We start from the raw sequence: 25924 nt of genomic DNA, 5'->3' as shown, positions 1-25924 counted from the left end.
CCCTACTTATCCACAGGCCTCACCAAATCGCCTCGTGACCAGACCTGCCGCCGACATCGGGTGCGTCATCATCGACTCCATGCGACGGGGAGAGTGGGGGCATCGCCTCGAAGACCTGTACGGAGTGAGCCGGTCCGGAATCATCCGCACCGCCGAGTTGAGGCAGTGGGGTGTGTCGAATTCGGCGATCGACGCCCGCTGCCGTCCGGGCGGGCCGTGGCAACGCATCCTTCCGGGTGTCGTGATGCTCGGCAACGGCCGACCGACCGCGCGTCAGCGTGCGGTGGCCGCGATCGTGCTCAGCGGCGAGAAGGCAGTCCTCACGGGGCGTGCAGCGCTGCACGAATACGGTTACGGCACGTCGTACTCCGGGGATGCCCATGTTCTGATCGCCACGCATCGGCGCGTGCAGTCCACGGGCTTCGTTCTCGTCGAACGTACGACGCGGTTGCCGGTGCCGGTGACGCGCAACGGTCTTCCGTGCGCCCCGCTTCCGCGCGCCTTGCTGGACGCGGCGCGACGGTGCCGCAGTCTGGACAGCACTCGATCCCTCATCGCCGAGGTGGTCCAGCGAGGCGAGGTGAGCGTCGCCGAGCTGATCGCGGAGTTGGACTCGGGCAGCGGGCGGGGCGCAGCACTCCCCCGGACGGTGCTGCGCGAAGTGAGCGTCGACGTCCACTCGGTGTCCGAGGCCGAAGCCCGCCGACTGTGGTTGCGCAGCGGACTGCCCCGAATGGTCTTCAACCGCAAGATCGTCGACGCCGCCGGGCAGTTCATCGCCATGCCGGACGGCTGGATCGACGAGGTCGCGTTCGCCTGGGACATCGACTCACTCGACTGGCATCTGGCACCGGCGGCGTACAAATCGACCGTCGAGCGCCGCACCCGGATGCAGAACCACGGCATCATCGTGCTGCCGACGCTACCGAGCGCTATCCGCGACGACCCCGACCGCGTGATCGCCGACCTCCGGTCGCACCACCAACTGGCGTCGTCGCGGCCCCGGCCGGAGGTCCGGATGCTCGGAGCGCCCGGGTGAATGGACCGTTCAACGCCTCAGGTGCGCCGAAAGGTACATTCGCCCGCTGCAGGGGTCAGCCTAGATCGGGGGTCAGCCGAGGACCGCCGCGGACAGTTCGCGGACGTGGTCGGCGTCGCGGCAGGAGACGAGGAGCATGGTGACGCCGGCGTCGGCCCAGCGTTTGACGTCGGCGCGGACTTCGTCGACGTTGCCGATGATCATGGTCTCGGTGACCATCTCGTCGGGGACGACGGCGGCGGCCTCGTCCTTGCGGCCTGCGCGGAAGAGGCGCCCGATTTCCTCGACCTGCGAGCCGTAGCCCATGCGGGTGTAGACCTGGGCGTGGAAGTTGAGTTCGGGGGCGCCCATGCCGCCGACGTACAGAGCGGTGATGGGCTTGAGGCCGGCGATGGCGGCGGCGCGGTCGTCGGTGACGATCACCTGACAGGTGGCCGCGACTTCGAAGTCTTCGCGGCTGCGACGGGCGCCGGGGCGGGCGAAGCCCTCGTCGAGCCATTCGTTGTACATGGGGGCGAGGCGGGGTGAGTAGTAGATGGCGAGCCAGCCGTCGGCGATTTCGGCGGTGAGCGCGACGTTCTTCGGACCTTCGGCGCCGAGCCAGATGGGGATGTCGGCGCGCAGCGGATGGGTGATCGGCTTGAGCGGCTTCCCGAGACCGGTGCTGCCCGGCCCGGTGTAGGGCAGCGGGAAGTGCGGTCCGTCGCTGGTGACGGGTTCCTCCCGCGTCAGCACCTTCCGGACGATGGAGACGTACTCGCGGGTGCGGGCGAGCGGTTTCGTGAACGGCTGCCCGTACCACCCCTCGACGACCTGCGGCCCGGAGACGCCGAGCCCGAGGATCGCCCGGCCGCCGCTGAGGTGGTCGAGGGTGAGTGCGTGCATGGCGGTGCTGGTGGGTGTGCGCGCGGAGATCTGTACGACGGACGTGCCCAGACGGACGCGTTCGGTGCTCGAACCCCACCAGGCGAGGGGGGTGAAGGCGTCGGAGCCCCACGATTCGGCGGCGAAGACGGCGTCGAATCCCTCGGCTTCTGCCGCGGCGATCAACTCCGGGACATTCGCCGGCGGCTGTGCGCCCCAGTATCCCAGTTGCAACCCGAGCTTCATCGTGTGCCTCCGCATCGACCGTCGTCAGAAGTGACCCTTGCCACAAACACTAGAACCTGTTCTACTCGAAGTTGTGAGCATGGGAAAGAGCGCGGTGGCCGAAAAATTCTCGAACGAACCGTTGAGCGCCCCGCTGAAACTTCAATTCGACTACACCCGATCGGTGGGTCCGACCATCGGAGCCTTCGTGACCGCGCTGCGCGACCGCAAGGTCATCGGCGCCCGCGGCTCGGACGGACGCGTCTACGTCCCACCGCCCGAATTCGACCCGAACACCGCCGAACCTCTCACCGACTTCGTCGGGGTTTCCGACGCCGGGACCGTGGTGAGCTGGACGTGGATGCCGGAACCGATTGCCGGACAGCCACTCAGCACGCCCTTCGCGTGGGCGCTGATCAAGCTCGACGGCGCCGACACGTCCCTGGTGCACGCCGTGGACGTCGGCTCCCCCGCCGCAATGAGCACGGGTATGCGGGTCCGGGCGAGATGGGCGCAGGAGCGCGTCGGGCGCATCCAGGACATCGTGTGCTTCGAGCCCGGGGAGTCGACGGGCGAACCCGAACCGACCACGGAGTCGGAACCGGTCACGATGGTCACGACGCCGATCGATCTCGACTACATGCACTCCGCCTCCGCAGAGGAGAGCTACTACCTCCGAGGGCTGAAGGCGGGCAAGCTGATCGGTGGCCGCACCGGACCGGACGGCAAGGTGTACATCCCGCCGCGCAGCGCCAACCCCACCGACGGCATCCCGACGAAGGAGCAGGTGGAACTGCCCGACAGGGGCATCGTCACCACGTTCTGCATCGTGAACGTCCCGTTCCTCGGACAGCGGATCAAGCCGCCGTACGTCGCCGCCTACGTGCTGCTCGACGGCGCGGACATCGCGTTCCTGCACCTGATCCTCGACTGCGACGCCGCCGACGTGCGGATGGGCATGCGCGTGGAGGCCAAGTGGAAGCCGCGCGAGGAGTGGGGCTACACCCTCGAGAACATCGAGTACTTCAGGCCGACGGGCGAGCCCGACGCCGAGTACGACACCTACAAACACCACCTGTAAGGGCGCGGCACAATGACAGATATCGCAGTCGTCGGGTTCGCGCACGCACCGCACGTGCGCGAGACCACCGGCACCACCAACGGCGTCGAGATGCTGGTCCCCTGCTTCCAGCAGCTGTACGAGGAGCTCGGAATCACGAAGTCCGACATCGGTTTCTGGTGTTCGGGGTCGTCGGACTACCTGGCCGGACGTTCGTTCTCGTTCATCTCCGCCGTCGACTCGATCGGGGCGGTACCGCCGATCAACGAGTCGCACGTCGAGATGGATGCGGCGTGGGCGTTCTACGAGGCCTGGATCAAGATCATGACCGGCGAGGTCGACACCGCCCTCGTCTACGGCTTCGGGAAGTCGTCGGCGGGCAACCTCCGCAAGATCCTGTCGATGCAACTCGACCCCTACCTCGTCGCACCACTCGCCCTCGACTCCGTGTCGCTCGCCGGACTGCAGGCCCGCCTCGGACTCGATGCCGGGAAGTGGACCTCCGAGGAGATGGCGGCCGTGGCCGCGCGCAGCCGGGCCGCGGCCGAGAGCAACCCGAACACCCAGCTGGCGGGGCACGTCGACATCAACGCGCTGCTCGCCAGCCCGTTCGTCGCGGATCCGTTGCGCGCCCACGACTGCGCACCGATCACGGACGGAGCCGCCGCTGTCGTGCTCGCCGCCGGCGATCGTGCCCGCGAGCTGTGCGAGCGGCCGGCGTGGATCACCGGGATCGAGCATCGGATCGATTCCCCGAACTTCGGCGCCCGCGACCTGACGGTCTCGCCGTCGACGACGGCCTCCGCCCGCGCTGCCACCGGAGGGGACGTCGGCGGAATCGACGTGGCCGAACTGCACGGACCGTTCACCCATCAGGAACTGATCCTCCGCGAGGCGATCGGACTGTCCGACGCGACGGTGATCAACCCGTCGGGTGGCCCGCTGAGCGGGAACCCGATGTTCTCCGCCGGTCTGGAACGCATAGGTTACGCAGCCAAGGCCATCATGGACGGCAACGCCGGGCGCACGCTGGCGCACGCTACGAGTGGTGCTGTGCTGCAACAGAATCTGGTCGCAGTCTTGGAGGGACGCAACTGATGGCGAATCAAGTGGCCGCGGTGCTCGGCACCGGTCAGACGCACTACGTGGCGAAGCGGCACGACGTGTCCATGGCGGGGCTGGTTCGCGAGGCGATCGACCGCGCGATGGAAGACGCGCGGGTGGGCTGGGACGACATCGACGCGGTCGTGATCGGGAAGGCCCCCGACCTGTTCGAGGGCTCGATGATGCCGGAACTCGCGATGTCGGACGCGCTCGGCGCGAACGGCAAACCACTCCTGCGCGTGCACACCGCGGGCTCGGTCGGTGGCTCGACCGCGGTGGTCGCGTCGAGCCTCGTGAAGTCGGGGGTGCACAAGCGGGTGCTGACGGTGGCGTGGGAAAAGCAGTCCGAGTCGAACGCAATGTGGGCGCTGTCCACCCCCATTCCGTTCCACATGCCGGTCGGCGCGGGCGCGGGCGGATACTTCGCCCCGCACGTCCGCTCGTACATCCGGCGGTCGGGCGCACCCGATCACATCGGCGCGATGGTGGCGGTGAAGGACCGGTTGAACGGCAGCCTGAACCCGTACGCCCACCTCAAGCAACCCGACATCACGCTCGAATCAGTGCAGGCCTCGCAGATGCTGTGGGATCCCATCCGTTACGACGAGACCTGTCCGTCCTCGGACGGCGCCTGCGCGATGGTGATCGGCAACGAGGAAGCCGCCGAGCAGGTCACGGCTGACGGGCGTGAGGTGGCCTGGATTCACGCCACCGCGATGCGCACCGAGCCCACCACGTTCGCGGGACGCGACCAGGTGAATCCGCAGGCCGGCCGGGACGCCGCGGCCGCACTGTGGAAGGCCGCGGGCATCAAGGATCCGCTCGACGAGATCGACGTGGCCGAAATCTACGTCCCCTTCTCCTGGTTCGAACCGATGTGGCTCGAGAATCTGGGCTTCGTCTCCGAGGGTGAGGGCTGGAAGCTCACCGAGGCGGGCGAGACCGCGATCGGGGGCAGGCTGCCCCTCAACGCGTCCGGCGGCGTTCTGTCGTCCAACCCCATCGGCGCCTCGGGCATGATCCGGTTCGCCGAGTCGGCGATGCAGGTGATGCACCGCGCCGGCGATCATCAGGTGAAGGACGCACGCAAGGCACTCGGCCACGCCTACGGCGGCGGTTCGCAGTACTTCTCGATGTGGGTGGTCGGTTCCGACCGGCCGAACAACTAGTAGTAGGGACATCACCGATGAAGTTCACCGTCGGCATCGCCATGAATCCCCTCGACCAACTGCCGGCTCTCGCGAAAACAGCCGAGGAGTGCGGATTCTCGTCCATTGCACTTCCCGACTCACTGTTCTTCATGGAGAAGCAGAGCGCCGACTACCCGTACACGCCGGACGGCTCGCGGATGTGGAACGAGGAAACCCCGTGGGTGGATCCGCTGATCGCGGCGGCCGCGATGGGTGCGGTGACGTCGAAGATCGAGTTCTACACCCAGGTCCTCAAACTGGGCTCCCGCAACCCGGTACTCCTCGCCCGCCAGGTGGGTTCGGTCGCCAACCTCATCGGCAACCGGTTCGGATTCGGCGTCGGGATCGGCTGGGCACCCGAGGAATTCGAATGGTGCGGAGTGCCGTACGAGAAGCGCGGTGCACGCGTCGACGAGATGATCGACGTCATCAAGCTGATCCTCGGCGGCGGGATGGTGGAATACCACGGCGAGTTCTTCGACTTCGACCGCCTGCAGATGAGCCCGGCGCCGACGAAGCCGGTGCCGTTCTACGTCGGCGGACACACCGACGTCGCGCTTCGACGCGCCGCCCGGGTGGGCGACGGCTGGACGTCCGCGATGATCAAGTTCGACGATCTCGTCCAGGTCATCGCACGATTGCGGGAACTCCGGCAGGAGTACGGCCGAGCCGATCTGCCCTACGAGATCCAGACCGTGTGCATCGACCGTTTCGGCAAGGACGGCTACGCCGAATTGGCGGATGCCGGAGTGACCGACACGATCGTCGTCCCGTGGGTCTTCGACGGCATCGGCTTCGACGGACCACTCGAGGCCAAGCAGGATTCGCTGCGCAAGTTCGCCGACCAGTACATCGGATAGGGGTGTGGACATGACGATGACCGACCATCCCGCCCGCCTCGCCGGGCAGGCTTCCCGCGAGGCGGCCAGCGGCAGGCGCAAGGACGAGTGGCTGGCGCTGTTCGCCGAGGACGCGTGTGTCGAAGACCCGGTCGGCCCTTCGGGTTTCGACCCCGAAGGCAAGGGTCACCACGGCCTCGACGCGATCTCGCGGTTCTACGACATGACGATCGCGACCACCGAATCGCTCGAATTCCTCATCACCGATTCGCTGGTGTGCGGGAACGAGAACGTGAACATCGGGACCATCCGGTCCACGGTGGCGGGATCCCGGATCGACGCCGAGGGCGTGTTCGTCTACCGCGTGAACGAGGACGGCAAGATCACGTCCCTGCGGGCCTTCTGGGAGGTCGAGCGAGCGATGAAGACACTGCGCAAGGCCTGAACGCCCGGATCACGTGCCGGCATCTCACGTACCGGCGGCGTCGATGTGCCGGAGGAAGAGGATCGCGTCGAGTTCGCCGAGGCCGGCGGGATTCAGCGGGAAGTAGGTGGAGTTGCCCGACGGGTCGGCACGCCTCTCCACATGTCCGATCCTGCGGGCCACCGGCGCGGCCGGCACGAGACAGCTCTCCCCGACCGCGAAGAGCAGGTCCTCGACGGTGCCGGGAGGCGGCTGTCCGATGCCGTGGCCGGGCGCCTCCCCGACGGCGGACCCGATGACCGTGTAGGCGTCGCCGAGCCGCACGTCCAGGTGGGCACCGGCGCACCACCAGCGCAGATGCAGTCCGGCGAGATCCCAGTGGGTTTCACCTTTCGACAGATGGCCGTTGTGAGCGAAGACGAATGTCGGGCCTCGCTCGGCCTCCCTCTGCACCAGCGCGGACAGGTTGTCCGCCATGAGGGTGTCGCGGATTCCCAGGAGCCTCGTGATGCGGTGTGGGGAGTTCTCTGCCATGCCTGCGTGATAGCTGAGCAGGCGGGTGGCGACGCGACCGTGAAGCTCGGCCTCCCACAATTCGTCTCGCGTGCTTTCGGCCACGAGACGAGGCACCTGCGACGCGAGCAGCATCATCAGGTCGTCCGCGATGAGACGCAACTCGACGGCCTCGGGGGTGGCGCCGACGGCCTGGGTCGGGTCCATGGCGACGGCCGGGTTGCTCCAGCGGTCGTCGTCGCCGATCAGTGCGGAGATCCTGTCTTGAGTGCAGGGCAGATCCTGCTCGTCGAGGTGGGTCCGCAGGTAGGTGTCGAGGAAGGTCAGGGCCTGCCTCGGGCTGTCTGCGGACGTCATCTCGATGGGGGCGTCGAATCCGAAGAATCGGAGTTGCTCGTCCGGTTCGCGTCGACGGTTGTACTCGGCCATCCATCGGATCAGGTCGTGGTTCGCCCGGGACTCGCCGAAGCCGTGGCTGAAGCCGCGCTCCATGACGTCGTCGAGCGGCCGGCGGTCCGCACCCCGCACGAAGGAGTCGACGAGTATCCCCTTCAGGCAACTGCTTTCGATCGCGATGGATCGATAGCCCGCGTGTTCGACGAGAAACCGGAACATCTGATTGCGGAGCAGCAGGAAGCTCTCCTCCCCGTGCATGGGCTCGCCGAACCCGAGCAGGCGGGGCGCGGGGTCCAGGCGACGGAGGAATGCGCCGAGGGCAGCGGTGACGGTCGGGTCTCCCGGCGCCGAGAAAACGGCACCCACATCTTCGACGACGGACTGCACAGACATGGTGGCTCCCACTTTCCCTCGGACACCACGTCGACGAAAGAGAACAGCGGCGTCGGAGAGGATGAGGGTGCCCTCCGACGCCGCTGAATCAGGGGGTCAGTGTCTGACCGGGCAACCGCCTGACGCAGTCTTGTAATCGACCTGAAATTCCTTGATACCGTTGAGCCAGCCCGAGCGCAAGCGCCGCGGATCTCCCAGCTTACTGATATCGGGCAGGTGATCCGCAATCGCATTGAAGATCAGGTCGATCTCGAGTCGCGCGAGGTTGGCCCCGAGGCAGAAGTGGGCACCGGTGCCGCCGAAGCCGACGTGCGGGTTGTTCTCCCGCATGATGTCGAACTTCTCCGGGTTCTCGAACGCGTCCTCGTCGAAATTGGCGGAGCCGTACAACATTACGACTCGTTGCCCCTTCTTGATCTGCACTCCGCCGAGTTCGGTGTCTTCCAGTGCGGTGCGCTGGAACGAGTTGACCGGGGTCGCCCACCGGACGATCTCGTCCGCCGCCGTCTTGGGGCGCTCCTTCTTGTAGAGCTCCCACTGATCGGGATGGTCCAGGAACGCCATCATGCCGTGTGTGATGGCATTGCGAGTGGTCTCGTTGCCGGCGACCGCCAGCAGGATCACGAAGAAGCCGAATTCCTCGGGAGAAAGCTCATTTCCATCGATATCCGCTTCGATCAGCGTCGTGACGATGTCGTCGGCGGGGCACTTCTTGCGCTCGTCCGCCATCTGGTACGCGTAGCCGAGGATCTCCATCGACGCGGCCTGCGGGTCGATGTCCAGTTCGGGGTCGTCGTAGCCCGTCATCTGATTCGACCAGTCGAAGACCTTCAGGCGATCCTCCTGCGGCACACCGAGCAGTTCGGCGATCGCCTGCAGCGGAAGCTCACACGCCACCTGGGTGACGAAGTCGCCGGCCCCCGACTCGGCGGCCTCCTTCACGATCTTCTCGGCGCGCTCGGTGAGTTCTTCGCGCAGGCTGTTGATCGCGCGGGGCGTGAAACCGCGGGAGACGAGCTTGCGGAGCTTGGTGTGCTCGGGAGCGTCCTTGTTGATGAGGATGAAACGCTGCATCTCGATGTTCTCGCGCGGAATGTCGTCGGCGAAGCGCACGATCGCGGTGTTCTCGTGTGTGGAGAAGACGTCGCTGCGCCGCGACACCTCCTTGACGTCCTCGAGCTTGCTGACTACCCAGTAGCCGTCGTCGTGGAAGCCACCGATCTCCGGCGGCTGCGGGTTCCACCAGATCGGGGCAGTCTTCCGCAGTTCGGCGAACTCCTGGTAGGGGATGCGCTCTGCGTAGATGTCCGGGTCGGTGAAGTCGAAACCCTCTGGAAGATTGGGCTGCGCCACTGCTGTCTCCTGCCCTAAGCCATACACCACTCCGTGATGTGGAACACGTTCTACTAGCATTGAAGCACAAGCCGGGCGACTAGCAAAGGAAAGCACATTCAGACCTTGCCCGGACAGCAGAACTTGTTCTATTTTCTGAGGACAAGGAAAGGAGCCCACCGTGGGCACACCAGTAATCGTCGAGGCAGTACGCACCCCGATCGGAAAGCGCGGTGGCTGGCTGTCCGGATTGCACGCCGCCGAGATCCTCGGCGCCGCTCAGCGGGGCATCCTCGACCGCTCCGGCATCGACCCCGAACTGGTGGAGCAGGTGATCGGCGGTTGCGTCACCCAGGCCGGTGCGCAGTCGAACAACATCACCCGGACCGCGTGGCTGCATGCCGGCTTGCCCTGGCAGGTCGGCGCCACCACGATCGACTGCCAGTGCGGCTCCGCCCAGCAAGCCAACCACCTGATCGCAGGCCTGATCGCCACCGGCGCGATCGACGTCGGAATCGCCTGCGGCATCGAAGCGATGAGCCAGGTGCCGCTCGGCGCGAACGTCGGCGAGAACGCCGGGCCGCGCAGGCCCGCCGACTGGGACATCGACATGCCCAACCAGTTCGAGGCCGCCGAGCGCATCGCCCGTCGCCGCGGAATCACCCGGGCCGACGTCGAGGCGCTCGGAGTCCGTTCACAGGCACGAGCCAAGCAGGCCTGGGACGAAGGGCGTTTCGACCGGGAAGTGTTGCAGGTGACCGCACCCGTCGTGGACAAGGAAGGCAACCTCACCGGCGAAACCCGGGTCGTGACGCGCGATCAGGGTCTGCGCGACACCACCGCGGAGTCGCTCGCCACGCTGAAGCCCGTTCTCGAGGGCGGCATCCACACGGCGGGCACGTCCTCGCAGATCTCCGACGGCGCCGCCGCCGTCATGCTGATGGACGAGGCCAGGGCACGCGCGCTCGGCCTGAAGCCCCGGGCCCGCATCATCTCCCAGGCGCTCGTCGGCTCCGAACCCGAATTCCACCTCGACGGGCCCGTCCAGGCCACGGCGCGCGTCCTCGAACGCAGCGGCATGAAGATCGGCGACCTCGACCTGTTCGAGGTCAACGAGGCGTTCGCCTCGGTGCTGCTGTCGTGGGCGTCGGTGCACGAGCCCGACATGGACAGGGTCAACGTCAACGGCGGTGCGCTTGCACTCGGACATCCCGTGGGCAGCACCGGGTCTCGACTCATCACCACCGCGCTGCACGAACTCGAGCGCACCGACGGGTCGACGGCACTGATCACGATGTGCGCCGGCGGCGCGCTGGCCACCGGCACCATCATCGAGCGGATCTAGGATCTGCCGATGAACGCACCCGCCCCCGCCCGACCGCCCGGCCTCGACTCGAAGTGGACGGTCTCCTTCATCAAGTGGATGTCGAAGATCAACGTCGTGCTGTACCGGCGGACTGGCGGGCGACTCGGCAGCAAGTGGCGGGTGGGCAGCGCCTTCCCCCGCGGGTTGCCCGTCTGCCTGCTCACCACCACCGGACGGAAGAGCGGCGAGCCGCGGATCAGCCCGCTGCTGTTCCTCGAGGACGGCGACGGCATCATCCTCGTCGCCTCGCAGGGCGGCCTCCCGAAGCACCCGATGTGGTACCTCAACCTGCGCGCGAACCCCGACGTGACCGTCCAGGTGAAGTCGCGGGTTCGGCCGATGACCGCCCACGTGGCGGATCCCGAGGAACGCGCGCGCCTGTGGCCGCGGCTCGTCGACATGTATCCGGATTTCGACAATTACCAGGCCTGGACCGACCGCACGATCCCCGTCGTCGTCTGCGACCGTCGATAGCACTTGTATGTACCGTCGGGTAACGGGTGCCTTGTCGGAGGACATCTTGCAGTATTGACGCGTACGGACTTGTACGACGGCCGAGGGCGAGGAATTGCAGACATGAGTACACAGGTTCAAGATCGGATACACGACCGTCGAGAGCTCACCGCGGTCCTGCTGCGTGCACTCGAGCAGCGCCACGAGGTTCTCGACGCCATCGTCGACAGCGAGGACCACGCCGAGGCCCTCACCACCGTCGCCGGACTCCTCGAGACCTCCGAGGCGTACGCGGAAGCCGTCCTCAACCTGACGTTCCGCCGTCTCACCAAGGTCGAACGGCTCCGCATCCAGACGGAACTGAAGGACCTCGACGCCACGCTGGAGTGGACGTCGACGGACCGGCCGGCGAGCACCGGGCGGAACTTCCGCCTCCGTCCGTTCACCGAAACCGAGGAAGACGCAGACCTGTTCCGGCGCCGCTGCGTCGAGCAGATCGACGATGCGGGCACGCAGTGGTCCGAGGAGCGGGTCGAGAAGGAACGCACGGAAGGCCTGAGCCGTGTCGACGACGAGTCCGCCGCATGGTTCGTGTGTGAGGACACCGCGGAGAACACGCCCGTCGGCATGGTGTTCGGTGAACTGTCGGGACGCGAGGTCGACGTGGCCATCTGGATCGCCCCCGACGCCCGGAAGAAGGGCTACGGCACCGCGGCCGTGAAGCACAGCCGTCAGGAACTCGCCGCGGAATTCCCGGGAACGGTCCTGGTCGTCCGCGCTCCCGCCTGACCCGCACGTGAGTGGCGAAGCGTGCGGGAGCACGCTTCGCCACTCACGTGCGGTGGTCGGGGTCGCGCAGCTTGGTGACGCCCTGGGCCCAGCGGTAGTCGGGCTTGCCGCTCGGTGTCCGCTGGACGGTGTCTTCCACCCACACGAGACGTGGAATCTTGTAGCCGGCCAGGCTCTGCCGCACGTGTTCCTCGAGCCCGGCGAAGTCGACGCCCCGACCGTCGCGCGCCTGCACGACCGCGGAGACCCGGTGCCCCCACCGTTCGTCGGGGACGCCGACCACGATGGCGTCGTACACGTCGCGGTACGCCTTCACCGCGCTCTCGACCTCCTCGGCGAACACCTTTTCGCCGCCGGTGTTGATCACCATGTTGCCGCGGCCGAGCAGGGTGATCGATCCGTCGGCCTCGATCCGCGCGCGGTCGCCGGTGACGACGACGGGTCGCCCGTCGACATCCCGGAAGATCTCGCGGGTCTTCTCCGGGTCGTTGTAGTAGCCGAGGGGAACGTACCCGCCCTTCGCGAACCAGCCGTCCTTCCTCGACCCCGGCTCGACGGGAACGTCGTCCTCGTCGATCACCAGGGCGTACCGTCCGGCAGGCACCCGGGGCCCACCCACCTGCTTTTCCCCCTTGGTCGCGAAACCGATTCCGCCGAAGCCCGTTTCCGACGCGCCGATCGAATCGGAAACCAGTAGTCCCGGGAACGCCTCGAGGAAGGCGTCCTTGATCACCGGTGAGAACAGCGCCGCCCCGGATGCCACCACACCCAGGCTCGACGTGTCGGTGCGCGACGGCTGATGCGCCTCGATCAGCGGCCGCCCCATCGCGTCGCCGGTGATGATGAGGATCTGCACCTTGTGCCGCTCGACGAGCTCCCACGTCCGGTCGGCATCGAACTTCGATTCGAGCAGCACGGTGTTTCCGCTGAACAGCGCGGTGAACGTCGGCATCATCGCGGCCGCGTGGATCAACGGCGGCAACGCGAACCACAGGGTGGGCTCACCCTGCGACCCGACCCGCGACTGCTGGTACTCGTCGTCGATCGCCTCACCGGTGTAGAAGTCGAGACCGCCCGCGAGGACGCGCCAGATTGCCTCGTGCGTCCACACCACACCCTTGGGACGACCGGTTGTGCCGCCGGTGTACATGATGAACAGGTCTTCGGGGCTGCGTTCGCCGAAGTCCCGGTCGCCACTGCCGGACAGCGCCTCCTCGTACGGCACCGAATCGCTGGGCACACCGGCGCCGCCGAGATCGTCCTCGACGACGACGGTGTGCCGGATCCTCGGCAGCGAGGGCAGGACCTCCGCGATGCGCGGCGAGTAGATCCGATGGTGGACCACGGCGTCGAGTTCCGCGTTGCCGTAGACGTAGGCGAGTTCGTCGCTGGTGTAGCGGTAGTTGATGTTGATCGGGACCGCGCGAATCTTGTACGCCGCCAGCAACGTCTCCATGGTCTCGATGGAGTTGTGCAGGTGCACGCCGATGTGCGAATCGACGGTCAGCCCGGCACCGCGGAAGTGGTGGGCAAGCCTGTTGGCGCGGTCCTCCAGTTCCCGGTAGGTGACGCGACGGGCGCCGCAGATCAGCGCGACCCGTTCCGGCATCGCATCGACGGAATGCTCGAAGAGGTCTGCAAGGTTGTAGGCCACGGAGGCGTCCTCTCTCAGACGACTGTGAGTGGTAGGGGTATTCCTCGATCGGTGAACGCGAAGTCGGCTCCTGTGCTGAACCGGGTGAGCGCGACCTCGGGCGCCTCCTTCGCGGGCGGCTCACCGATCACGACCTCCACGGTGAGCGCCGCATCAGTCTCCTCGACCACCTGCACCGCGAAGCGCGGCGATACCCCGCGCACGAGCGCAGTCAACGGCCCGAGGTGCTCGGCGTCGATCATGGACGGCCACGCCCCGTCCTCCCCGGCTCCGCAGTCCCGGCCGAGGGTCAGCAGCATGCGGTCGCCGAGGGTGACCGTGACGTCCACGTACTGACGGGGATTGAGCGCCGGATGCACGGCGAGGACGACGGCGAGACCCTCGAGATCCGCGGGCAGCCCGAGCGCCTTCCGGATCCGCTCCGACGTGAGGCCGGCGATGCCCGTGAGTTGCTTGCGGGCGATGTCGAGCGCGGCCGCGGCATCGGTGCGGGCCCGCACCGCGAGCAGGAAACCGAGGGTCAGCAGGTGCTGCTGCACGCACACCTCCTCCGCCATCCGGGTCAGAGCCGAATGGGAGAAGTCCGGGAACCGCAGATCATTCAGGAGCGCGCCCGCGTAGTCCGGCCGTCCCGGCCCGCCGCTGTCGATCGGCGACAACTCGACCGTCGCCGCCCTCGACTTCCCCACCGTCACCAGCCCATCCGGAATCGGCGGTGGCACGTGGGCGTCGTCGATAGTGACCGTCCAAAGGCAGTGCGGTGTCCGGTCCGCAGGTCTGCGGGGCGGACGGTGCACGGGACGCACCTGCGCGTGCGGGTTGGTGGCCAGGGCGGTGGCGTCGAACGTCGGGTCCTCGATGTCGTGGCACATCGCCGTGACGTACTCGTCGCCCATCGGTTCGACGTCCATCAGCGCCCCGCAGTGATCCAGCCAGAATTCGCCGTGATCGTGATCGGTGACGCGGTACCGGAAGTCCATGAACTGGGGCGGCGCACCGATGTCGAGTTGCAGACCCTTGAAGATCGTGACGACGCCATCCCCCTCGAATCCCAGCGCGCGTTGCATACGTCGCGTGTAGAGGGGACTCGACGCCATCCACTCCTCGATCGCGACCTGCGTCATGCCCTCGCGACCGAACGCCCCGATCAGGTGCGGCATACCGGAGCGGTCGATGAGATGACCGCACAGGAGCAGTTCCGGAACGAGAATCGCGAGATCCTCGCGGGACAGATCGGCGAACGACGTCGGAACCTTCACCGTACTCACCACAGCGGGACCGGGGCCGTGCCGACCGGATACCACCCCGGCAGCCGACCGGACGTCGCGCGCTGGATCCGCGCGTTCATGCCGTCGGACATCGCGTTGTTCGTGATCATCTCGAGGAACAGACTCGAGACGTTGCCGAAGTCGAAGAAGTCACGCTGCCAGGACCATTGGAAGTTGCCGCCGTACCGGAACCAGCTGCCACCGATTCCGGTGACCTGATAGTGCGTGCCGTCGCCGCGGGTGCGTTCGGACACCTGCTTCCAGAATCCGATGACGTCGCCGCTGCGATCGTCGACGACGAACTGCTGGTACGGGTACTGCCAGCCCTCGAGCCCGTCCATTTCCTGCCCGAGCGCCAGGTCGCGGATCTCGTCCCGGCCGACGGCCATGAAGTCGTCCTTCGGCCCGTAGTTCCATCCGTACGTGGCGTCGTCGGTGTACATCTCGGCGAGCGTCTTCCAGTCGCCGAGCGATTCGCACCGCTTGTTCTCGTCCACCCAGCGCTGCACCATCTCGTCGAGCTCCGCACGATCGAACTGCACCATCAGCTGTCTCCTTCAGAGTCGTTGTCCGCGAGGATCCGCAGGGCCTGGGTCGGGCAGAAACGCACGGCGCTCTCGACTTCGGCGCGCAGGTTCTCGGGTGGGTCGGTGTCGAGAATCTCGACCTTGCCGTGCTTCGGGACGACGAAGACGTCGGGTGCCTCCATCTCGCACACGGCATGACCCTGACACAGGTCGAGGTCGGCTTCGACCTTCATCACGTGCTTCGCTTCCGGTACCTCACCGTGCACGGCTGCTGCAGCTGCACCACCATCTTGCTGTGATCGTTGCGGTACGTCTCGGAGGGTTGCGCCATCTCGAACTCCCAGTCCTGCAGGAGAATCGAGAATATCGCCTTCAACTGCATCAGCGCGAACGCCGCCCCGACGCAGCGGTGCCGACCGGCGCCGAACGGAATCCACGTCCAGCGGTTGACGATGTCTTCCTGGTTGGGGTCGATGTAGCGTTCGGGATCGAACGTGTCCGGGTTCGGGAAGTCCTCCGCGATCCGGTTGGAGATCGCCGGCGTGGCCGCCACCAGATCGTTCTCGGCGATCCGGTAGCCGCCGACCTCGAACTCGCCCCGCGCGACGCGCAGCAGAATGATCAGGGGCGGGTGCAACCGCAGCGTCTCCTTCAGCACCGCTTCGAGTTTCGGGATCTGCCGAAGCGCCCCGAAACTGATGTCGGAGCCGTCCGAATAGAGGTCGTCGAGTTCGGCGACCACCTGCTTCGCGTAGTCCGGGTGCCGCAGCAGTTCGATCAGGGTCCAGGCCGCGGTGCCGGACGTGGTGTGGTGCCCGGCGAACATCATCGAGATGAACATGCCGGTGATCTCGTCCGCCGTGAAGCGCTCGTTGCCGTCCTCGTCCTTGATCGAGACGAGCACGTCGAGCATGTCCCGATCCTCCTTGCCCTGAGGAGGGTTCTCGACGCGCCCGTTCATGATCTCCTGGACGAGAGCCACCAACTGCACTCTCGCCTCGTCCCGTCGGCGGAAGCTCTCGATCGGGGCGTAGGCGTCGACGTAGGCGATGGGGTCGGTGCCCTGCTCGAGCTCGTGGTACAGGTGCGCGAACCGGCCGTCGAGCTGCTCCCGGAACTTCGTACCGATCAGGCAGGCCGAGGACGTGTAGATGGTCAGCTCCGCGAAGAATTCGAGCAGATCGATCTCTCCCTCGTCGCCCCACTGCGCCACCATGCGGTCGACCTCGTGGGCGATCGTCGCGGCATGGCCCTTCATCTGCTCGCCGCGTAACGCCTGGTTGTGCAGCATCTCCTTGCGACGCTCGGGGCTCGCATCGAACACGACTCCCTCACCGAAGATCGGCTTCATGAACGGGTAGGCCGCCTGCTGGTCGAGATCCTCGTCGGTGGAGCGGAAGAAGAATTCGTTGGCCTCGGCGCCCGACAGCAGCACCACTTTCTTGTCGGCGAGCTGGAACACGCCGACGTTGCCGCACTCCTCCCGGACACGGCGCATCAGCGCAATCGGGTCGGTACGCAATTCTTCGAGATGTCCGTGCTCGCGCTCACCGCCGGACACACGTTGCGGGGTAGCCAGGTTCATTCTCCATCCTTTCGCAGGGGCGCCTCGGGCTGAACCTCGATCAGCACCATGTGTGCGCCACGGGGCGCACTGACGGCGGCGACCACGGCGTCCGCGATCGCGGAGGCGCGCAGGAAGTACGAGTGCCGGGCGAATCCCCATTTCGCCCAGTCTTCGAGGACGGGTCCGATGACCTCCTCGGTGGTGTTCATCCCCATGGATGTCTGGGTGGGTCCCGGGCGCACGACCGACGCCCGGACGCCAGTGCCTTCCAGTTCCATTCGCATCTGCCGGCCCATCATTTCGACGCCGGCCTTCGCGGCGTTGTAGGCGCCCATCCGGGGCCGGGGGGAGTCGGCGCAATCGGATCCGATCAGGACGAAGTCTCCGCGCCTGCGTTCGATCATTCCGGGAACGATGCGGTGCGCGAGACGCTGCGCACCGATCAGGTGAACGTTGACCTGGCCCAGGAACTGGTCGGGGTCCATCTCGTGTGCGACGGAGAACTCCAGGTCGCCTGCCCCCGACAACGCGATCTCGGTGGGGCCCAGCGCTTTCTCCGCCGCGGTGACGAAGTCGTCGACGGATGCGGTGTCGGTGACGTCGAGGTAGTGCGCGACCGCTTCTCCCCCGTTGCTGCGGATCTTTTCCGCGATCTCCTCGCATTCGGCCACCCGGCGGGCACCGAGCGCGACGGGGTGACCGGCCTCGGCCAGCGCATAGGCCGTCGCCGTGCCGATTCCCGAAGAGGCCCCGGCGACGATCGACGGGCGTCGCTGCGGGTTGGGCTCGAACCTAGGCATCGCGGACCTGCACTTTCATGGGAAGGGTGGCGAAACCGCGCACATTGGTCGAGTGGACGCGCACACTGTTCGCCTCGTCGATGTCGTAGTCGTCGATGCGGGAGACGAGTTCGGTGAGCGCGATCCGCGCTTCGAGCCGCGCCATGTGGGCGCCCAGGCAGAAGTGGGTGCCGCCGCCGAAGCTCGCGAGCTTGTTGGAAGTGTCCCTGCCGATCCGGTATTCGTCGGCGTCCTCGAACACCGCCGAGTCGCGGTTCGCGGAGCCGATGAGGATCAGCACCTTGTCGCCGGCGGGAATCGTCCGGTCGTGGAAGTCCAGGTCGACGGACGCCGTCCGCGCGACCATCTGGCTGGACGTGTCGAAACGCAGGGTCTCCTCCACCCACTCCGGCACCCGGCTCACATCCTCGAACACGTGCCGAGCCTCGCCTGGATAGCGGAAACCCCAGTACAGCGCGTTGCCCAGCAGTTTGGTGGTGGTCTCGTTGCCCGCCACCACCATCAGGAACATGAAGGCGATGATCTCGTCGTCGGTGAGCCGGTCGCCGTCGATCTCCGCCTCGAGCAGGGCGGACGTGAGGTCCTCGGTCGGTTTCCTGCGCCGCTCGGCCAGCATGTCGGCGTAGTAGCCGACGAGGTAGAGCGACGCCTCCATCGCGGCGTGGGGCACGTCGAGGACGCCCTCCTCGCGGTGCACCACCAGGTCGGCGAGCCGCCGGAGTTCCACGCGATCGGCCTCCGGCACCCCCATCAGCTCCGAGATCACGTCCATCGGGAGCTTGCCGGCGAACTCGCCGATCCAGTCGAACTCGCCCGCCGCGAGCGCCGGGTCGAGGTATTGCCGGGTCAGATCCAGGATCCGTCCCTCGAGTTCGTTTACCCGTCTCGGGGTGAAACCGCGGGAGACCAACTGCCGCATCCGCATGTGCCGCGGATCGTCCAGCGCGAGAAAGGACATCGTCTTGTGGGCGTGCGGACCGTAGGCCGCCGGGTCGAGCGACACCCCGTTCGCGCTCGACAGGCGCTGGTTGTCGCGGAACGCCGCGACGACGTCCTCGTGCCGGGACAACGCCCAGAAGTCGAGTTCCTCGTTGTAGTAGAGCGGTGCTTCTTCCCGCAGTCTTCGATACGTGACGTACGGATCTTCGTGGAAGCCATAGTCGTACGGGTTGAACGTCACCGGATTGTGCGACACCCCGGGCATCGAGGCTGCGGTCATGGCATCTACTCCAGAATCAGCTTGGCGGAAGTTTCGAGTCGATCGGCGAATTGGGCGTAGGACCCGTATCCCATCCCCGCGCGGACCAGGCCGCCGGCGTACAGCAGCTCCAGCGCCTCGAGGACGTCGGGACTATGGCCGTCACCCAGTGCGGCGGCGAGGCGGTCGCGGATCTCCAGCCCGATGCGGGCGCGGAGGTGCTCCACGTCGGGGTCGCGGCCGAGCAGCGCGTTGGTGACGGCTCCGGCGAGTTCGGGTTCGTCCGCCACCAGGAGAGCGATGTGGCGGAGCACGGCGACCACGCGTCCGGTGCGATCGAGTCCCTCGTCCACCGGCTGCGGTGAGGCGGCGAGGCGCCGCCAGAAGACCTCGGCGACGAGGTGCTCCTTGGACGAGAAGTACGTGTAGGCCGTCGCGGGCGCGACCCCGGCGATGCCGGCCACCGAGCGGACGGTGAGTCCCGCGAATCCCTCTTCGCGCAGTACTTCGACTGCCGCTTTGGTGAGGCGGTCGACGGTGTCGGCCTGCTTCTCGGTCAGACGGCGGCGGGTGGACTCGAAATTCATACTACTGGACACGTGTCTGGACGCTACTACAGTTACCGACGGCTGGCAACGAAAATCGGGTTCTCACACCGGACTGCGCGGGTGGATTCGCACGGGCATCGTCTTGATGCCGCTGATGAAATTCGACCGCAGCCGCGCCACCGGCCCGGTGGGTTCCACACGGTCGATCCGCGCGGCGAGGGTCTCGAACAGGATCTTCAATTCGAGCCGCGCCAGGTGGGCGCCGAGGCAGAAGTGCACTCCGCTACCGCCGAACGCGATCTGCGGGTTGGGGCTCCGGCCGATGTCGAACCGGTACGGCTCGTCGAAGACGTCCTCGTCCCGGTTCGCGCTCGGGTAGTAGATCACCACCTTGTCGCCGGCCCTGACCAACTGATCGCCGATGTAGGCGTCCCGGGTGGCGGTGCGACGGAAGTCCATCACCGGCGTCACCCACCGCAGAATCTCCTCCACCGCACTCGCCGCCAGTTCCGGCTCGGACTGCAGCCGCCGCCACTGGTCGGGATGATCGATGAAGGCCTGCATCCCACCGGCGGTCGCGTTGCGCGTCGTCTCGTTCCCCGCCACCACGAGCAGGACGAAGAACATGTCGAATTCCATCTCGGTGAGCGTGTCGCCGTTCTCGTCCGGCTGCACGAGCTTGGTGACGATGTCGTCGCGAGGCTCGATGCGGCGTTGCGCCGCAAGCTCGTTGGCGTACAGGAAGATCTCCGCCGCAGCCATCTCGCCGTCGGCCTGGGTGGTGCCGTACTCGGGATCGTCGAAGCCGATCATCCGGTTGGACCAGTCGTAGAGCCTGTCGACGTCCCCGGCGGGCGCACCCAGCAGCGCCGCGATGACCTCGAGCGGCAACGGCGCCGCCGCCTCGGGAACGAAGTCGACGTCGCGTGCCTCGAGCAGCCGATCGACGATCCGGGCACAGATGTCGCGGATGTGACCCTCGAGCACTTTGACTGTGCGTGGGGTGAATCCGCGGCTGACGAGTTGCCGCAGCCGCGTGTGGCCGGGTGGGTCGAGGTTGACGAGCATGGCGGCCTGCTTCGCGCGGGTCTGCTCGTCGAAATCGTCGATCTGGGTGGTACCCACCGCCGACGAGAACGTCGCGCTGTCGCGGGACACGGCGACGACGTCGGCATGCTTGGTCACCGCCCAGAATCCGGTGCCGTTCTCCTCGGGCTGCCAATAGACGGGTTCGCTCGCCCGCAGGTGGTCGAAGAACGCGTAGGGGACCCCGTCCGCGTAGACGTCGGGGGATTTGAGATCAATCCGAGACGCGGTCATACTCTGCTCCTCGATCGATAAACGAATGGGATGTGTCTTAAACTACACACTTTCATTTCTAATGGAAGCCCTTATGCTGGGCTCATGGCGAAAGGGCAGAGCGGACCGATCCGACGGCGCACACTCACTCGAGACAAGGTCGTGGATGCCGCGATCGAGATCATCGACGAACTCGGCTGGGAGCAACTGTCGATGACGAGCCTCTCCGCCCGGCTGACCGTGGTCACCGCGTCGCTCTACAACCACGTCCGCAACCTCGACGACATTCGCGGCGCCGTCCAGGTGCGCACCATGGCGGAACTCGGTGCCCACCTGCGCGAGATCGCCATGGGCCGAAGCGGTCCCGACGGCCTCCGCGCGCTCGTCGACGCACACCGTGCGTGGGCCACCGACCATCCGCACCGGTACCAGACGCTCACCACCGCACCCGTCGACCGGGATGCCTTCATCTCCGCCGCATTGGACGCCAACACGGCACTGCGCACGATGCTGGCGTCGTGCGGACTGCCGCCCGAGGACACCCTCGACGCGGCCGTGAGCATCTTCGCCGCCATGCACGGCTTCGTGATGCTCGTGAACACCGACTTCCTCGGCGACGAGCTCGACCTGGACTCGATCTACGAGTCGGTGCTGCGCGGAGCACTGTCCAGCGTCGGGTGGCCGGAGCGAACGCACACCCCGTCCTGAAAGGCCATTACCCCTATTGTTGCCGTTCTCAGGCCCAGGCGTCGGAAGGGTTCGGCCGCCACGTCGAGATCGCCCAGATCACCACCACGTCGAGCGCGATGATGAGCACCGACCACCACGGGTTGTGCGGCAGCCATAGGAAATTGGCCACGATCGAGATCGCGGCGATCACGATCGCCGACACCCGGGCCCACGCGGCGCCGGTGAACAACGCGAGGCCGGTCACCGCGACCAACGCACCCAGCACGAGATGGATCCAGCCCCAGACCGTGAAGTCGAACTTGTAGAGGTACTCCACCCCCACCACGAACTCCTCGTTCTCATAGACCGCGGCGAGCCCTTGGAAGAACTGCAGGAGTCCGACGGTGACCATGATGACCGCTGCCCCCATCGCGGTCCCCGCCGCGACGCCCTGTTTGACCGACGAACCTTCGGACATGACGCCCCTTCCTCGCCGCAACCCACTGCCGGGTGCATTCATTGTCCGCCGGTTCGATGTGCGTTCGCGTCGAAACCGCGGGGTTTCCCACCCACCTGGAATCGGATTGCTCCGGCCGAGGAGGCCACCGGACACAGCCGGCGAGACCGTTCGGTTGCCGCGAATCCCTCGCGCGCCCTGGTGCTCGGCACGTCGGAGGAGATGACCTTGTCCCCTATGCCGCCGTCGCATGGTCAGGCGACACTGGCGGTGACCGGGAGGGGTGCCCGTGCCCCGGCCGCTCCGCTCGGTCCACAACTGCGCACCGAAAGTAAACGAACCGAATCGAGGCGATGTTCGCCAACCCCGGCTCGGACGGCACCGACTCGGAGTCGTCGCCCACCTGAACTGGCCACGCATGCTCACCCTCGGTACTGCGAGGAAACCGGGCGACGACATCACTCGAATTCGGGGGCCCGCCCACCGCCCCACAACTGCTCTGTGAGGTCCTGGAAGCACACGAACGTGACGGGGTCATCCTTCCGGTGCAACACCGACCTGCTCACCGCTGCACGCACAACGAAACCTTCGCGATGGGCGAGTTCGATTACCTTTCCCGCAAAGTCCCGCAGCAACGCCACCGATGCGGGGCCGCCCGGCGACGACGCCGAAACGACCACGTCCGCGACCGAGCAACCGGCGAACCAGTGCTCGGGGTACCCCAGCATCCGCTCGAGTGCCGGGTTGGCATGCACAATCACCCCCTCTTCATCGACAGCGAGGGCGGGAACCGGAAGCCGCTCGAGCAACCTCAGCGCCGGAAGCTGCTCCAAATAGCCCAGCGCGGTGTTCGGGTCCGACCGTCGCCTGTCCCTACCCGGCCCTGCCGACGCCCACCTCCGTCTCCCCCAGCGGACCAACACATCGAACCGTGCCGGACCGAACAGTGGAGGCAACGTCGATGGTCGGCCAGATCGTCGAATTATTGTTGCCCGCGATCGTCCGTCACCAGCACATTCACCGGGAGGACACTGTCGAACAATTTTGGTGCAAAACAACATACCTTCTCTCCGTGCGTAATTCCGACACAAAAGTGCTCGGTTATCCGCGGGCCTCTGCGTCAGCTTCATTGGGCCGCTTTCGCCCAGGCACAAGTCGATTCCACGAGCCGCTATCCGCCGCCAGAGCGACGTGATTACCGAAAGTCGTTGCGCTCGTGTAATTTTAGACCTTGATTCGTACGCGGCGTCGCCCGCCGCGTACAGCGGGACGATTTCACTCGCCCGTGCGGGACGCGGGTTCTGCCGATGTAGGCGTCGAGTTCCCGCGGCGTGATGCATTCCATAGTAGCGGCACGGAATCCGAAAGACTTATCCCTACGGGACGTAGGGCTGATCTTTCCGGGACACGTCGCCGGCCGCCTACGACGAAGTCGTGGCCCATGTGATGCCGGACAATTCAATCACCGCTCACCGTGAGCGGAACCCACCAACTTCGCCAGCTCGTCGAGCGACCACGGCGGCTCGGTCTCGTGGTCGCGGTAGGCCAGCACAGTCGGAGCCGGCCGATCGAATCTGCCGACGAAGCACCCTGATCCGGCGAAGATCCCGCCGGTGATTCCGGCGGCGAGGTCGGTGGCCAGGAACGCGTACAGCCGGGCGACGTAGTCGGCGGGTGCTGGATGCAGCGAGCCGTAGCGCGTTGCGTCGTCGAGCATCCCTCGTCTGTGCATTTCCTCGATGTGCTGCTCGTACTCCGCGCCCACGGACAGGCGGGTCCTCGCACCGGGGCACACCACGTTGGCGCGGACGCCGGACTCGGCCAGTTCGGCCGCGATGGCGAGTGTCAGGCTGTTGACCGCCCCCTTGCCGGCGGGATATCCGGTTCCGCCGTAGCCGCCGAGGAACGCGAACGAACTCGTGTTCACGATCGCTCCGCGCCGCCGTTCCGCCATCAGGGGCGCCGCGGCCCGGCACGTGCGGAACGTCGCCGTCAGGTGCGCATCGACGAGTTCACGCCACTGCTCGTCGGTGACGGTGAGGATGGACGACCCGGCAGGCTCCGCGACACCGGCGCAGTTGATCAGCACGTCCACCTGGCCGAACGCACATTCTGCGGCGTCGACCAGCGCTTCGGCGACGCCGTCGGCAGCCGCCGAACCTGCCACCGCGATCGCCCGGCCACCGCCGAGCACGATCTCGTCGGCCACCTTCTCCGCCGCGCCCGGATCACGGCCGTTGACCACCACGCCGGCCCCCTCTGCCGCGAGCGCGTGCGCGACGGACCGGCCGATCCCCCGGCTCGAGCCGGTCACGACGGCGCCTCGCCCGTCCAGCCGTCTGTCGTCGCGTGAATTCATCACACCTCCGCCGAACTCGTCATTGCGGCATCCAGTTGTTCAAACTATAGTCCAGACACATGTCCAGTTTTCGGAGATCGCTGTGACACTCACCCGATTCGGAAGCGAAAACCCATGACTCTGCGCCCCACCGACAGCTCTGCTCTCCTGATCGACGGCAAACTGATTCCCGGTTCCGGCGGCACGTTCGAGGTGATCAACCCGGCCACCGAGGAGGTACTCGGGAGAGCCGCCGACGCCACCGCGTCCGACATGGACGCCGCGATCGCCGCGGCCCGGCGGGCCTTCGACGACACCACGTGGTCCCGCGACCACGCCTTCCGCGCCCGCTGCCTGCGGCAGCTGCGCGACGTGCTGCAGTCCCACGTCGAGGAACTGCGCGACATCACCATCGCCGAGGTGGGCGCCCCCGCCTTCCTCACCAGCGGACCGCAACTCGAAGGCCCGGTCGCCGACCTCGGGTATTTCGCAGACCTCGCCGAAAGCTATTCCTGGGAACAGGATCTGGGCATCGCCGAGCCGATGGGCATCAAGACCCGCCGACGCGTCCTCAAGGAGGCCGTCGGCGTCGTCGGGGCCATCACACCGTGGAACTTCCCTCACCAGATCAACTTCGCCAAGATCGGCCCCGCACTGGCGGCCGGCAACACGGTGGTCCTCAAACCCGCGCCCGACACTCCGTGGTGCGCCGCCCTCGTCGGGCACCTGATCGCCGAGGAGACCGACCTCCCGGCCGCTGTCGTCAACGTCGTCACGTCGAGCGACCACTCCCTCGGCGCTCAGCTCTCCACCGACCCCCGCGTGGACCTCGTGTCGTTCACCGGTTCGACCGCCACAGGCAAGGCCGTGATGGCGGCGGCGTCCGAGTCGCTGAAGAAGGTGTTCCTCGAACTCGGCGGCAAATCGGCGTTCATCGTGCTCGACGACGCCGATCTCGCCGGTGCGTGTGGGGTCGCCGCGTTCACGGTGTCCACCCACGCGGGGCAGGGCTGCGCCATCACCACCCGGCTGCTCGTTCCCCGCGAGAAGTACGACGAGGCGGTCGAGGCCACGGCCCGGACTCTCGGCGGCTTGCACGCGGGCGATCCTGCGAAACCCGGCACCATCTGCGGTCCCCTCATCTCCGCGGGGCAACGCGCCCGCGTCGAGGACTACCTGCGGCTCGCGCGGGAGGAAGGCGGCACGATCGTGGTCGGTGGCGGCCGCCCGGCCGATCGGGACCGTGGATTCTTCGTCGAACCCGCCCTGATCACCGGCCTCGACAACACCGCCCGGGTGGCTCGGGAAGAGATCTTCGGACCCGTGCTGGTGATCATTCCCCACGACGGCGACGACGACGCGATCAGCATCGCCAACGACTCGCCGTACGGGCTGTCCGGGTCGGTGTGGGGCACGGACCCCGCACGCCTGAAGCGAGTGGTCGACGGCGTGCGCACCGGAACGCTCAGCGTCAACGGCGGCGTCTGGTATTCCGCCGACGCCCCGTTCGGCGGTTACAAGCAGTCCGGAATCGGCCGCGAGATGGGTGTGGCCGGGTTCGAGGAATACCTGGAAACCAAGCTGGTCGCGGAACCGGCCCAATACTAGAGGG

General features: G+C 66.7%; 26 protein-coding genes. 11 read left to right on the top strand and 15 right to left on the bottom strand.

Annotation, left to right across the window (positions count from 1 at the left end; translation table 11 throughout):
• Positions 1 to 79: 79 nt before the first annotated feature.
• Positions 80 to 1039 (top strand): hypothetical protein, encoded by a 960-nt coding sequence (locus ACFVJ3_RS04880; RefSeq protein ID WP_378451097.1) that lies wholly within the window; start codon positions 80 to 82, stop codon positions 1037 to 1039.
• A 72-nt stretch (positions 1040 to 1111) separates the two neighbouring features.
• Here the strand turns inward: ACFVJ3_RS04880 and ACFVJ3_RS04875 are convergent, their stop codons facing one another.
• Positions 1112 to 2149 carry an LLM class F420-dependent oxidoreductase gene (locus tag ACFVJ3_RS04875; protein WP_378450985.1) on the bottom strand — a complete coding sequence of 346 codons (1038 nt, stop codon included), beginning with the start codon at positions 2147 to 2149 and terminating at the stop codon, positions 1112 to 1114.
• 79 nt (positions 2150 to 2228) lie between these two features.
• Between ACFVJ3_RS04875 and ACFVJ3_RS04870 the strand changes: the two genes are divergently transcribed.
• From ACFVJ3_RS04870 to ACFVJ3_RS04850, 5 genes are read left to right on the top strand one after another with little or no spacing between them, the layout of a single operon-like run.
• Positions 2229 to 3209 carry a Zn-ribbon domain-containing OB-fold protein gene (locus ACFVJ3_RS04870; RefSeq protein WP_378450984.1) on the top strand — a complete coding sequence of 327 codons (981 nt, stop codon included), beginning with the start codon at positions 2229 to 2231 and terminating at the stop codon, positions 3207 to 3209.
• Positions 3210 to 3221: 12 nt separating this feature from the next.
• Entirely contained in the window at positions 3222 to 4286 is a 1065-nt protein-coding gene (locus ACFVJ3_RS04865) for a thiolase domain-containing protein (RefSeq protein WP_378450983.1), read from the top strand.
• Positions 4286 to 5461, top strand: coding sequence for a thiolase domain-containing protein (locus ACFVJ3_RS04860; RefSeq protein ID WP_378450982.1), 1176 nt, complete (start codon positions 4286 to 4288; stop codon positions 5459 to 5461). Before ACFVJ3_RS04865 ends, ACFVJ3_RS04860 begins: the two co-directional genes overlap by 1 nt.
• Before the next feature lie 17 nt (positions 5462 to 5478).
• Positions 5479 to 6342: a TIGR03619 family F420-dependent LLM class oxidoreductase gene (locus ACFVJ3_RS04855; protein ID WP_378450981.1), complete on the top strand. Its 864-nt coding sequence runs from the start codon at positions 5479 to 5481 to the stop codon at positions 6340 to 6342.
• A gap of 10 nt (positions 6343 to 6352) precedes the next feature.
• The gene (locus tag ACFVJ3_RS04850) at positions 6353 to 6766 is read left to right on the top strand and encodes a nuclear transport factor 2 family protein (RefSeq protein WP_378450980.1); all 414 of its coding nucleotides are present in this window, start codon (positions 6353 to 6355) and stop codon (positions 6764 to 6766) included.
• A 24-nt stretch (positions 6767 to 6790) separates the two neighbouring features.
• On the opposite strand, the gene ACFVJ3_RS04845 is transcribed toward ACFVJ3_RS04850, so the two are convergent.
• Positions 6791 to 8047, bottom strand: coding sequence for an erythromycin esterase family protein (locus ACFVJ3_RS04845; RefSeq protein ID WP_378450979.1), 1257 nt, complete (start codon positions 8045 to 8047; stop codon positions 6791 to 6793).
• Between the two features lie 96 nt (positions 8048 to 8143).
• On the bottom strand, positions 8144 to 9400 hold the full coding sequence (locus ACFVJ3_RS04840; RefSeq protein WP_144285151.1) for a cytochrome P450: 1257 nt from the start codon (positions 9398 to 9400) through the stop codon (positions 8144 to 8146).
• A gap of 160 nt (positions 9401 to 9560) precedes the next feature.
• Here ACFVJ3_RS04840 and ACFVJ3_RS04835 point away from each other — a divergent pair, with 160 nt between their 5' ends.
• From ACFVJ3_RS04835 to ACFVJ3_RS04825, 3 genes are all read left to right on the top strand, one after another.
• Positions 9561 to 10724 (top strand): steroid 3-ketoacyl-CoA thiolase, encoded by a 1164-nt coding sequence (locus ACFVJ3_RS04835; RefSeq protein WP_378450978.1) that lies wholly within the window; start codon positions 9561 to 9563, stop codon positions 10722 to 10724.
• Between the two features lie 9 nt (positions 10725 to 10733).
• A complete protein-coding gene (locus tag ACFVJ3_RS04830; protein WP_378450977.1) occupies positions 10734 to 11219 on the top strand; it encodes a nitroreductase family deazaflavin-dependent oxidoreductase in 486 nt (161 codons plus the stop codon).
• 102 nt (positions 11220 to 11321) lie between these two features.
• A complete protein-coding gene (locus tag ACFVJ3_RS04825; RefSeq protein WP_378450976.1) occupies positions 11322 to 11987 on the top strand; it encodes a GNAT family N-acetyltransferase in 666 nt (221 codons plus the stop codon).
• Between the two features lie 43 nt (positions 11988 to 12030).
• Here the strand turns inward: ACFVJ3_RS04825 and ACFVJ3_RS04820 are convergent, their stop codons facing one another.
• The 9 genes from ACFVJ3_RS04820 to ACFVJ3_RS04780 all read right to left on the bottom strand — a co-directional run bounded on the left by ACFVJ3_RS04820 (position 12031) and on the right by ACFVJ3_RS04780 (position 20869).
• Complete coding sequence (locus ACFVJ3_RS04820; protein ID WP_378450975.1) at positions 12031 to 13641, bottom strand: acyl-CoA synthetase; 1611 nt, start codon at positions 13639 to 13641, stop codon at positions 12031 to 12033.
• A 14-nt stretch (positions 13642 to 13655) separates the two neighbouring features.
• Positions 13656 to 14912, bottom strand: coding sequence for a hypothetical protein (locus ACFVJ3_RS04815; RefSeq protein WP_378450974.1), 1257 nt, complete (start codon positions 14910 to 14912; stop codon positions 13656 to 13658).
• On the bottom strand, positions 14906 to 15454 hold the full coding sequence (locus ACFVJ3_RS04810) for a nuclear transport factor 2 family protein (protein ID WP_378450973.1): 549 nt from the start codon (positions 15452 to 15454) through the stop codon (positions 14906 to 14908). Before ACFVJ3_RS04810 ends, ACFVJ3_RS04815 begins: the two co-directional genes overlap by 7 nt.
• On the bottom strand, positions 15454 to 15669 hold the full coding sequence (locus tag ACFVJ3_RS04805) for a ferredoxin (protein ID WP_061042380.1): 216 nt from the start codon (positions 15667 to 15669) through the stop codon (positions 15454 to 15456). Before ACFVJ3_RS04805 ends, ACFVJ3_RS04810 begins: the two co-directional genes overlap by 1 nt.
• Positions 15669 to 17021 carry a cytochrome P450 gene (locus ACFVJ3_RS04800; RefSeq protein WP_378450972.1) on the bottom strand — a complete coding sequence of 451 codons (1353 nt, stop codon included), beginning with the start codon at positions 17019 to 17021 and terminating at the stop codon, positions 15669 to 15671. The genes ACFVJ3_RS04805 and ACFVJ3_RS04800 overlap by 1 nt, the downstream gene beginning before the upstream one ends.
• Positions 17018 to 17803 carry an SDR family oxidoreductase gene (locus ACFVJ3_RS04795; RefSeq protein WP_378450971.1) on the bottom strand — a complete coding sequence of 262 codons (786 nt, stop codon included), beginning with the start codon at positions 17801 to 17803 and terminating at the stop codon, positions 17018 to 17020. The genes ACFVJ3_RS04800 and ACFVJ3_RS04795 overlap by 4 nt, the downstream gene beginning before the upstream one ends.
• On the bottom strand, positions 17796 to 19022 hold the full coding sequence (locus ACFVJ3_RS04790) for a cytochrome P450 (RefSeq protein WP_378450970.1): 1227 nt from the start codon (positions 19020 to 19022) through the stop codon (positions 17796 to 17798). The genes ACFVJ3_RS04795 and ACFVJ3_RS04790 overlap by 8 nt, the downstream gene beginning before the upstream one ends.
• A 5-nt stretch (positions 19023 to 19027) precedes the next feature.
• Positions 19028 to 19588 (bottom strand): TetR/AcrR family transcriptional regulator, encoded by a 561-nt coding sequence (locus tag ACFVJ3_RS04785; RefSeq protein ID WP_378451096.1) that lies wholly within the window; start codon positions 19586 to 19588, stop codon positions 19028 to 19030.
• Positions 19589 to 19651: 63 nt separating this feature from the next.
• Positions 19652 to 20869 (bottom strand): cytochrome P450, encoded by a 1218-nt coding sequence (locus ACFVJ3_RS04780; protein ID WP_378450969.1) that lies wholly within the window; start codon positions 20867 to 20869, stop codon positions 19652 to 19654.
• Between the two features lie 84 nt (positions 20870 to 20953).
• Between ACFVJ3_RS04780 and ACFVJ3_RS04775 the strand changes: the two genes are divergently transcribed.
• On the top strand, positions 20954 to 21556 hold the full coding sequence (locus tag ACFVJ3_RS04775) for a TetR/AcrR family transcriptional regulator (protein ID WP_378450968.1): 603 nt from the start codon (positions 20954 to 20956) through the stop codon (positions 21554 to 21556).
• A gap of 28 nt (positions 21557 to 21584) precedes the next feature.
• Here ACFVJ3_RS04775 and ACFVJ3_RS04770 read toward each other — a convergent pair whose 3' ends face one another.
• The 3 genes from ACFVJ3_RS04770 to ACFVJ3_RS04760 form a co-directional block, all read right to left on the bottom strand.
• Positions 21585 to 21995, bottom strand: a complete 411-nt coding sequence (locus ACFVJ3_RS04770; RefSeq protein WP_378450967.1) for a hypothetical protein — start codon at positions 21993 to 21995, stop codon at positions 21585 to 21587.
• Positions 21996 to 22432: 437 nt separating this feature from the next.
• Entirely contained in the window at positions 22433 to 22897 is a 465-nt protein-coding gene (locus ACFVJ3_RS04765) for a PAS domain-containing protein (protein ID WP_378451095.1), read from the bottom strand.
• Between the two features lie 539 nt (positions 22898 to 23436).
• Positions 23437 to 24333, bottom strand: coding sequence for an SDR family NAD(P)-dependent oxidoreductase (locus tag ACFVJ3_RS04760; RefSeq protein ID WP_378450966.1), 897 nt, complete (start codon positions 24331 to 24333; stop codon positions 23437 to 23439).
• Between the two features lie 114 nt (positions 24334 to 24447).
• On the opposite strand from ACFVJ3_RS04760, the gene ACFVJ3_RS04755 reads away from it, so the two are divergent.
• Positions 24448 to 25920: an aldehyde dehydrogenase gene (locus tag ACFVJ3_RS04755; RefSeq protein WP_378450965.1), complete on the top strand. Its 1473-nt coding sequence runs from the start codon at positions 24448 to 24450 to the stop codon at positions 25918 to 25920.
• The last annotated feature ends 4 nt before the right edge of the window (positions 25921 to 25924 follow it).

Source organism: Rhodococcus sp. NPDC127593 (genome assembly GCF_042671975.1).
In the GTDB taxonomy this organism is placed as follows: domain Bacteria; phylum Actinomycetota; class Actinomycetes; order Mycobacteriales; family Mycobacteriaceae; genus Rhodococcus_F.
This window is presented reverse-complemented; position numbering and strand designations above follow the sequence as displayed.

What these genes read in the sequence shown, in the direction of transcription:
- ACFVJ3_RS04880 (WP_378451097.1), top strand. Translation starts at nt 80, where the DNA reads ATGCGACGGGGAGAGTGGGGGCATCGCCTCGAAGACCTGTACGGAGTG.
- ACFVJ3_RS04875 (WP_378450985.1), bottom strand. Translation starts at nt 2,149, where the DNA reads ATGAAGCTCGGGTTGCAACTGGGATACTGGGGCGCACAGCCGCCGGCG.
- ACFVJ3_RS04870 (WP_378450984.1), top strand. Translation starts at nt 2,229, where the DNA reads ATGGGAAAGAGCGCGGTGGCCGAAAAATTCTCGAACGAACCGTTGAGC.
- ACFVJ3_RS04865 (WP_378450983.1), top strand. Translation starts at nt 3,222, where the DNA reads ATGACAGATATCGCAGTCGTCGGGTTCGCGCACGCACCGCACGTGCGC.
- ACFVJ3_RS04860 (WP_378450982.1), top strand. Translation starts at nt 4,286, where the DNA reads ATGGCGAATCAAGTGGCCGCGGTGCTCGGCACCGGTCAGACGCACTAC.
- ACFVJ3_RS04855 (WP_378450981.1), top strand. Translation starts at nt 5,479, where the DNA reads ATGAAGTTCACCGTCGGCATCGCCATGAATCCCCTCGACCAACTGCCG.
- ACFVJ3_RS04850 (WP_378450980.1), top strand. Translation starts at nt 6,353, where the DNA reads ATGACGATGACCGACCATCCCGCCCGCCTCGCCGGGCAGGCTTCCCGC.
- ACFVJ3_RS04845 (WP_378450979.1), bottom strand. Translation starts at nt 8,047, where the DNA reads ATGTCTGTGCAGTCCGTCGTCGAAGATGTGGGTGCCGTTTTCTCGGCG.
- ACFVJ3_RS04830 (WP_378450977.1), top strand. Translation starts at nt 10,734, where the DNA reads ATGAACGCACCCGCCCCCGCCCGACCGCCCGGCCTCGACTCGAAGTGG.
- ACFVJ3_RS04825 (WP_378450976.1), top strand. Translation starts at nt 11,322, where the DNA reads ATGAGTACACAGGTTCAAGATCGGATACACGACCGTCGAGAGCTCACC.
- ACFVJ3_RS04810 (WP_378450973.1), bottom strand. Translation starts at nt 15,454, where the DNA reads ATGGTGCAGTTCGATCGTGCGGAGCTCGACGAGATGGTGCAGCGCTGG.
- ACFVJ3_RS04805 (WP_061042380.1), bottom strand. Translation starts at nt 15,669, where the DNA reads ATGAAGGTCGAAGCCGACCTCGACCTGTGTCAGGGTCATGCCGTGTGC.
- ACFVJ3_RS04800 (WP_378450972.1), bottom strand. Translation starts at nt 17,021, where the DNA reads ATGAACCTGGCTACCCCGCAACGTGTGTCCGGCGGTGAGCGCGAGCAC.
- ACFVJ3_RS04795 (WP_378450971.1), bottom strand. Translation starts at nt 17,803, where the DNA reads ATGCCTAGGTTCGAGCCCAACCCGCAGCGACGCCCGTCGATCGTCGCC.
- ACFVJ3_RS04790 (WP_378450970.1), bottom strand. Translation starts at nt 19,022, where the DNA reads ATGACCGCAGCCTCGATGCCCGGGGTGTCGCACAATCCGGTGACGTTC.
- ACFVJ3_RS04785 (WP_378451096.1), bottom strand. Translation starts at nt 19,588, where the DNA reads ATGAATTTCGAGTCCACCCGCCGCCGTCTGACCGAGAAGCAGGCCGAC.
- ACFVJ3_RS04780 (WP_378450969.1), bottom strand. Translation starts at nt 20,869, where the DNA reads ATGACCGCGTCTCGGATTGATCTCAAATCCCCCGACGTCTACGCGGAC.
- ACFVJ3_RS04775 (WP_378450968.1), top strand. Translation starts at nt 20,954, where the DNA reads ATGGCGAAAGGGCAGAGCGGACCGATCCGACGGCGCACACTCACTCGA.
- ACFVJ3_RS04770 (WP_378450967.1), bottom strand. Translation starts at nt 21,995, where the DNA reads ATGTCCGAAGGTTCGTCGGTCAAACAGGGCGTCGCGGCGGGGACCGCG.
- ACFVJ3_RS04760 (WP_378450966.1), bottom strand. Translation starts at nt 24,333, where the DNA reads ATGAATTCACGCGACGACAGACGGCTGGACGGGCGAGGCGCCGTCGTG.
- ACFVJ3_RS04755 (WP_378450965.1), top strand. Translation starts at nt 24,448, where the DNA reads ATGACTCTGCGCCCCACCGACAGCTCTGCTCTCCTGATCGACGGCAAA.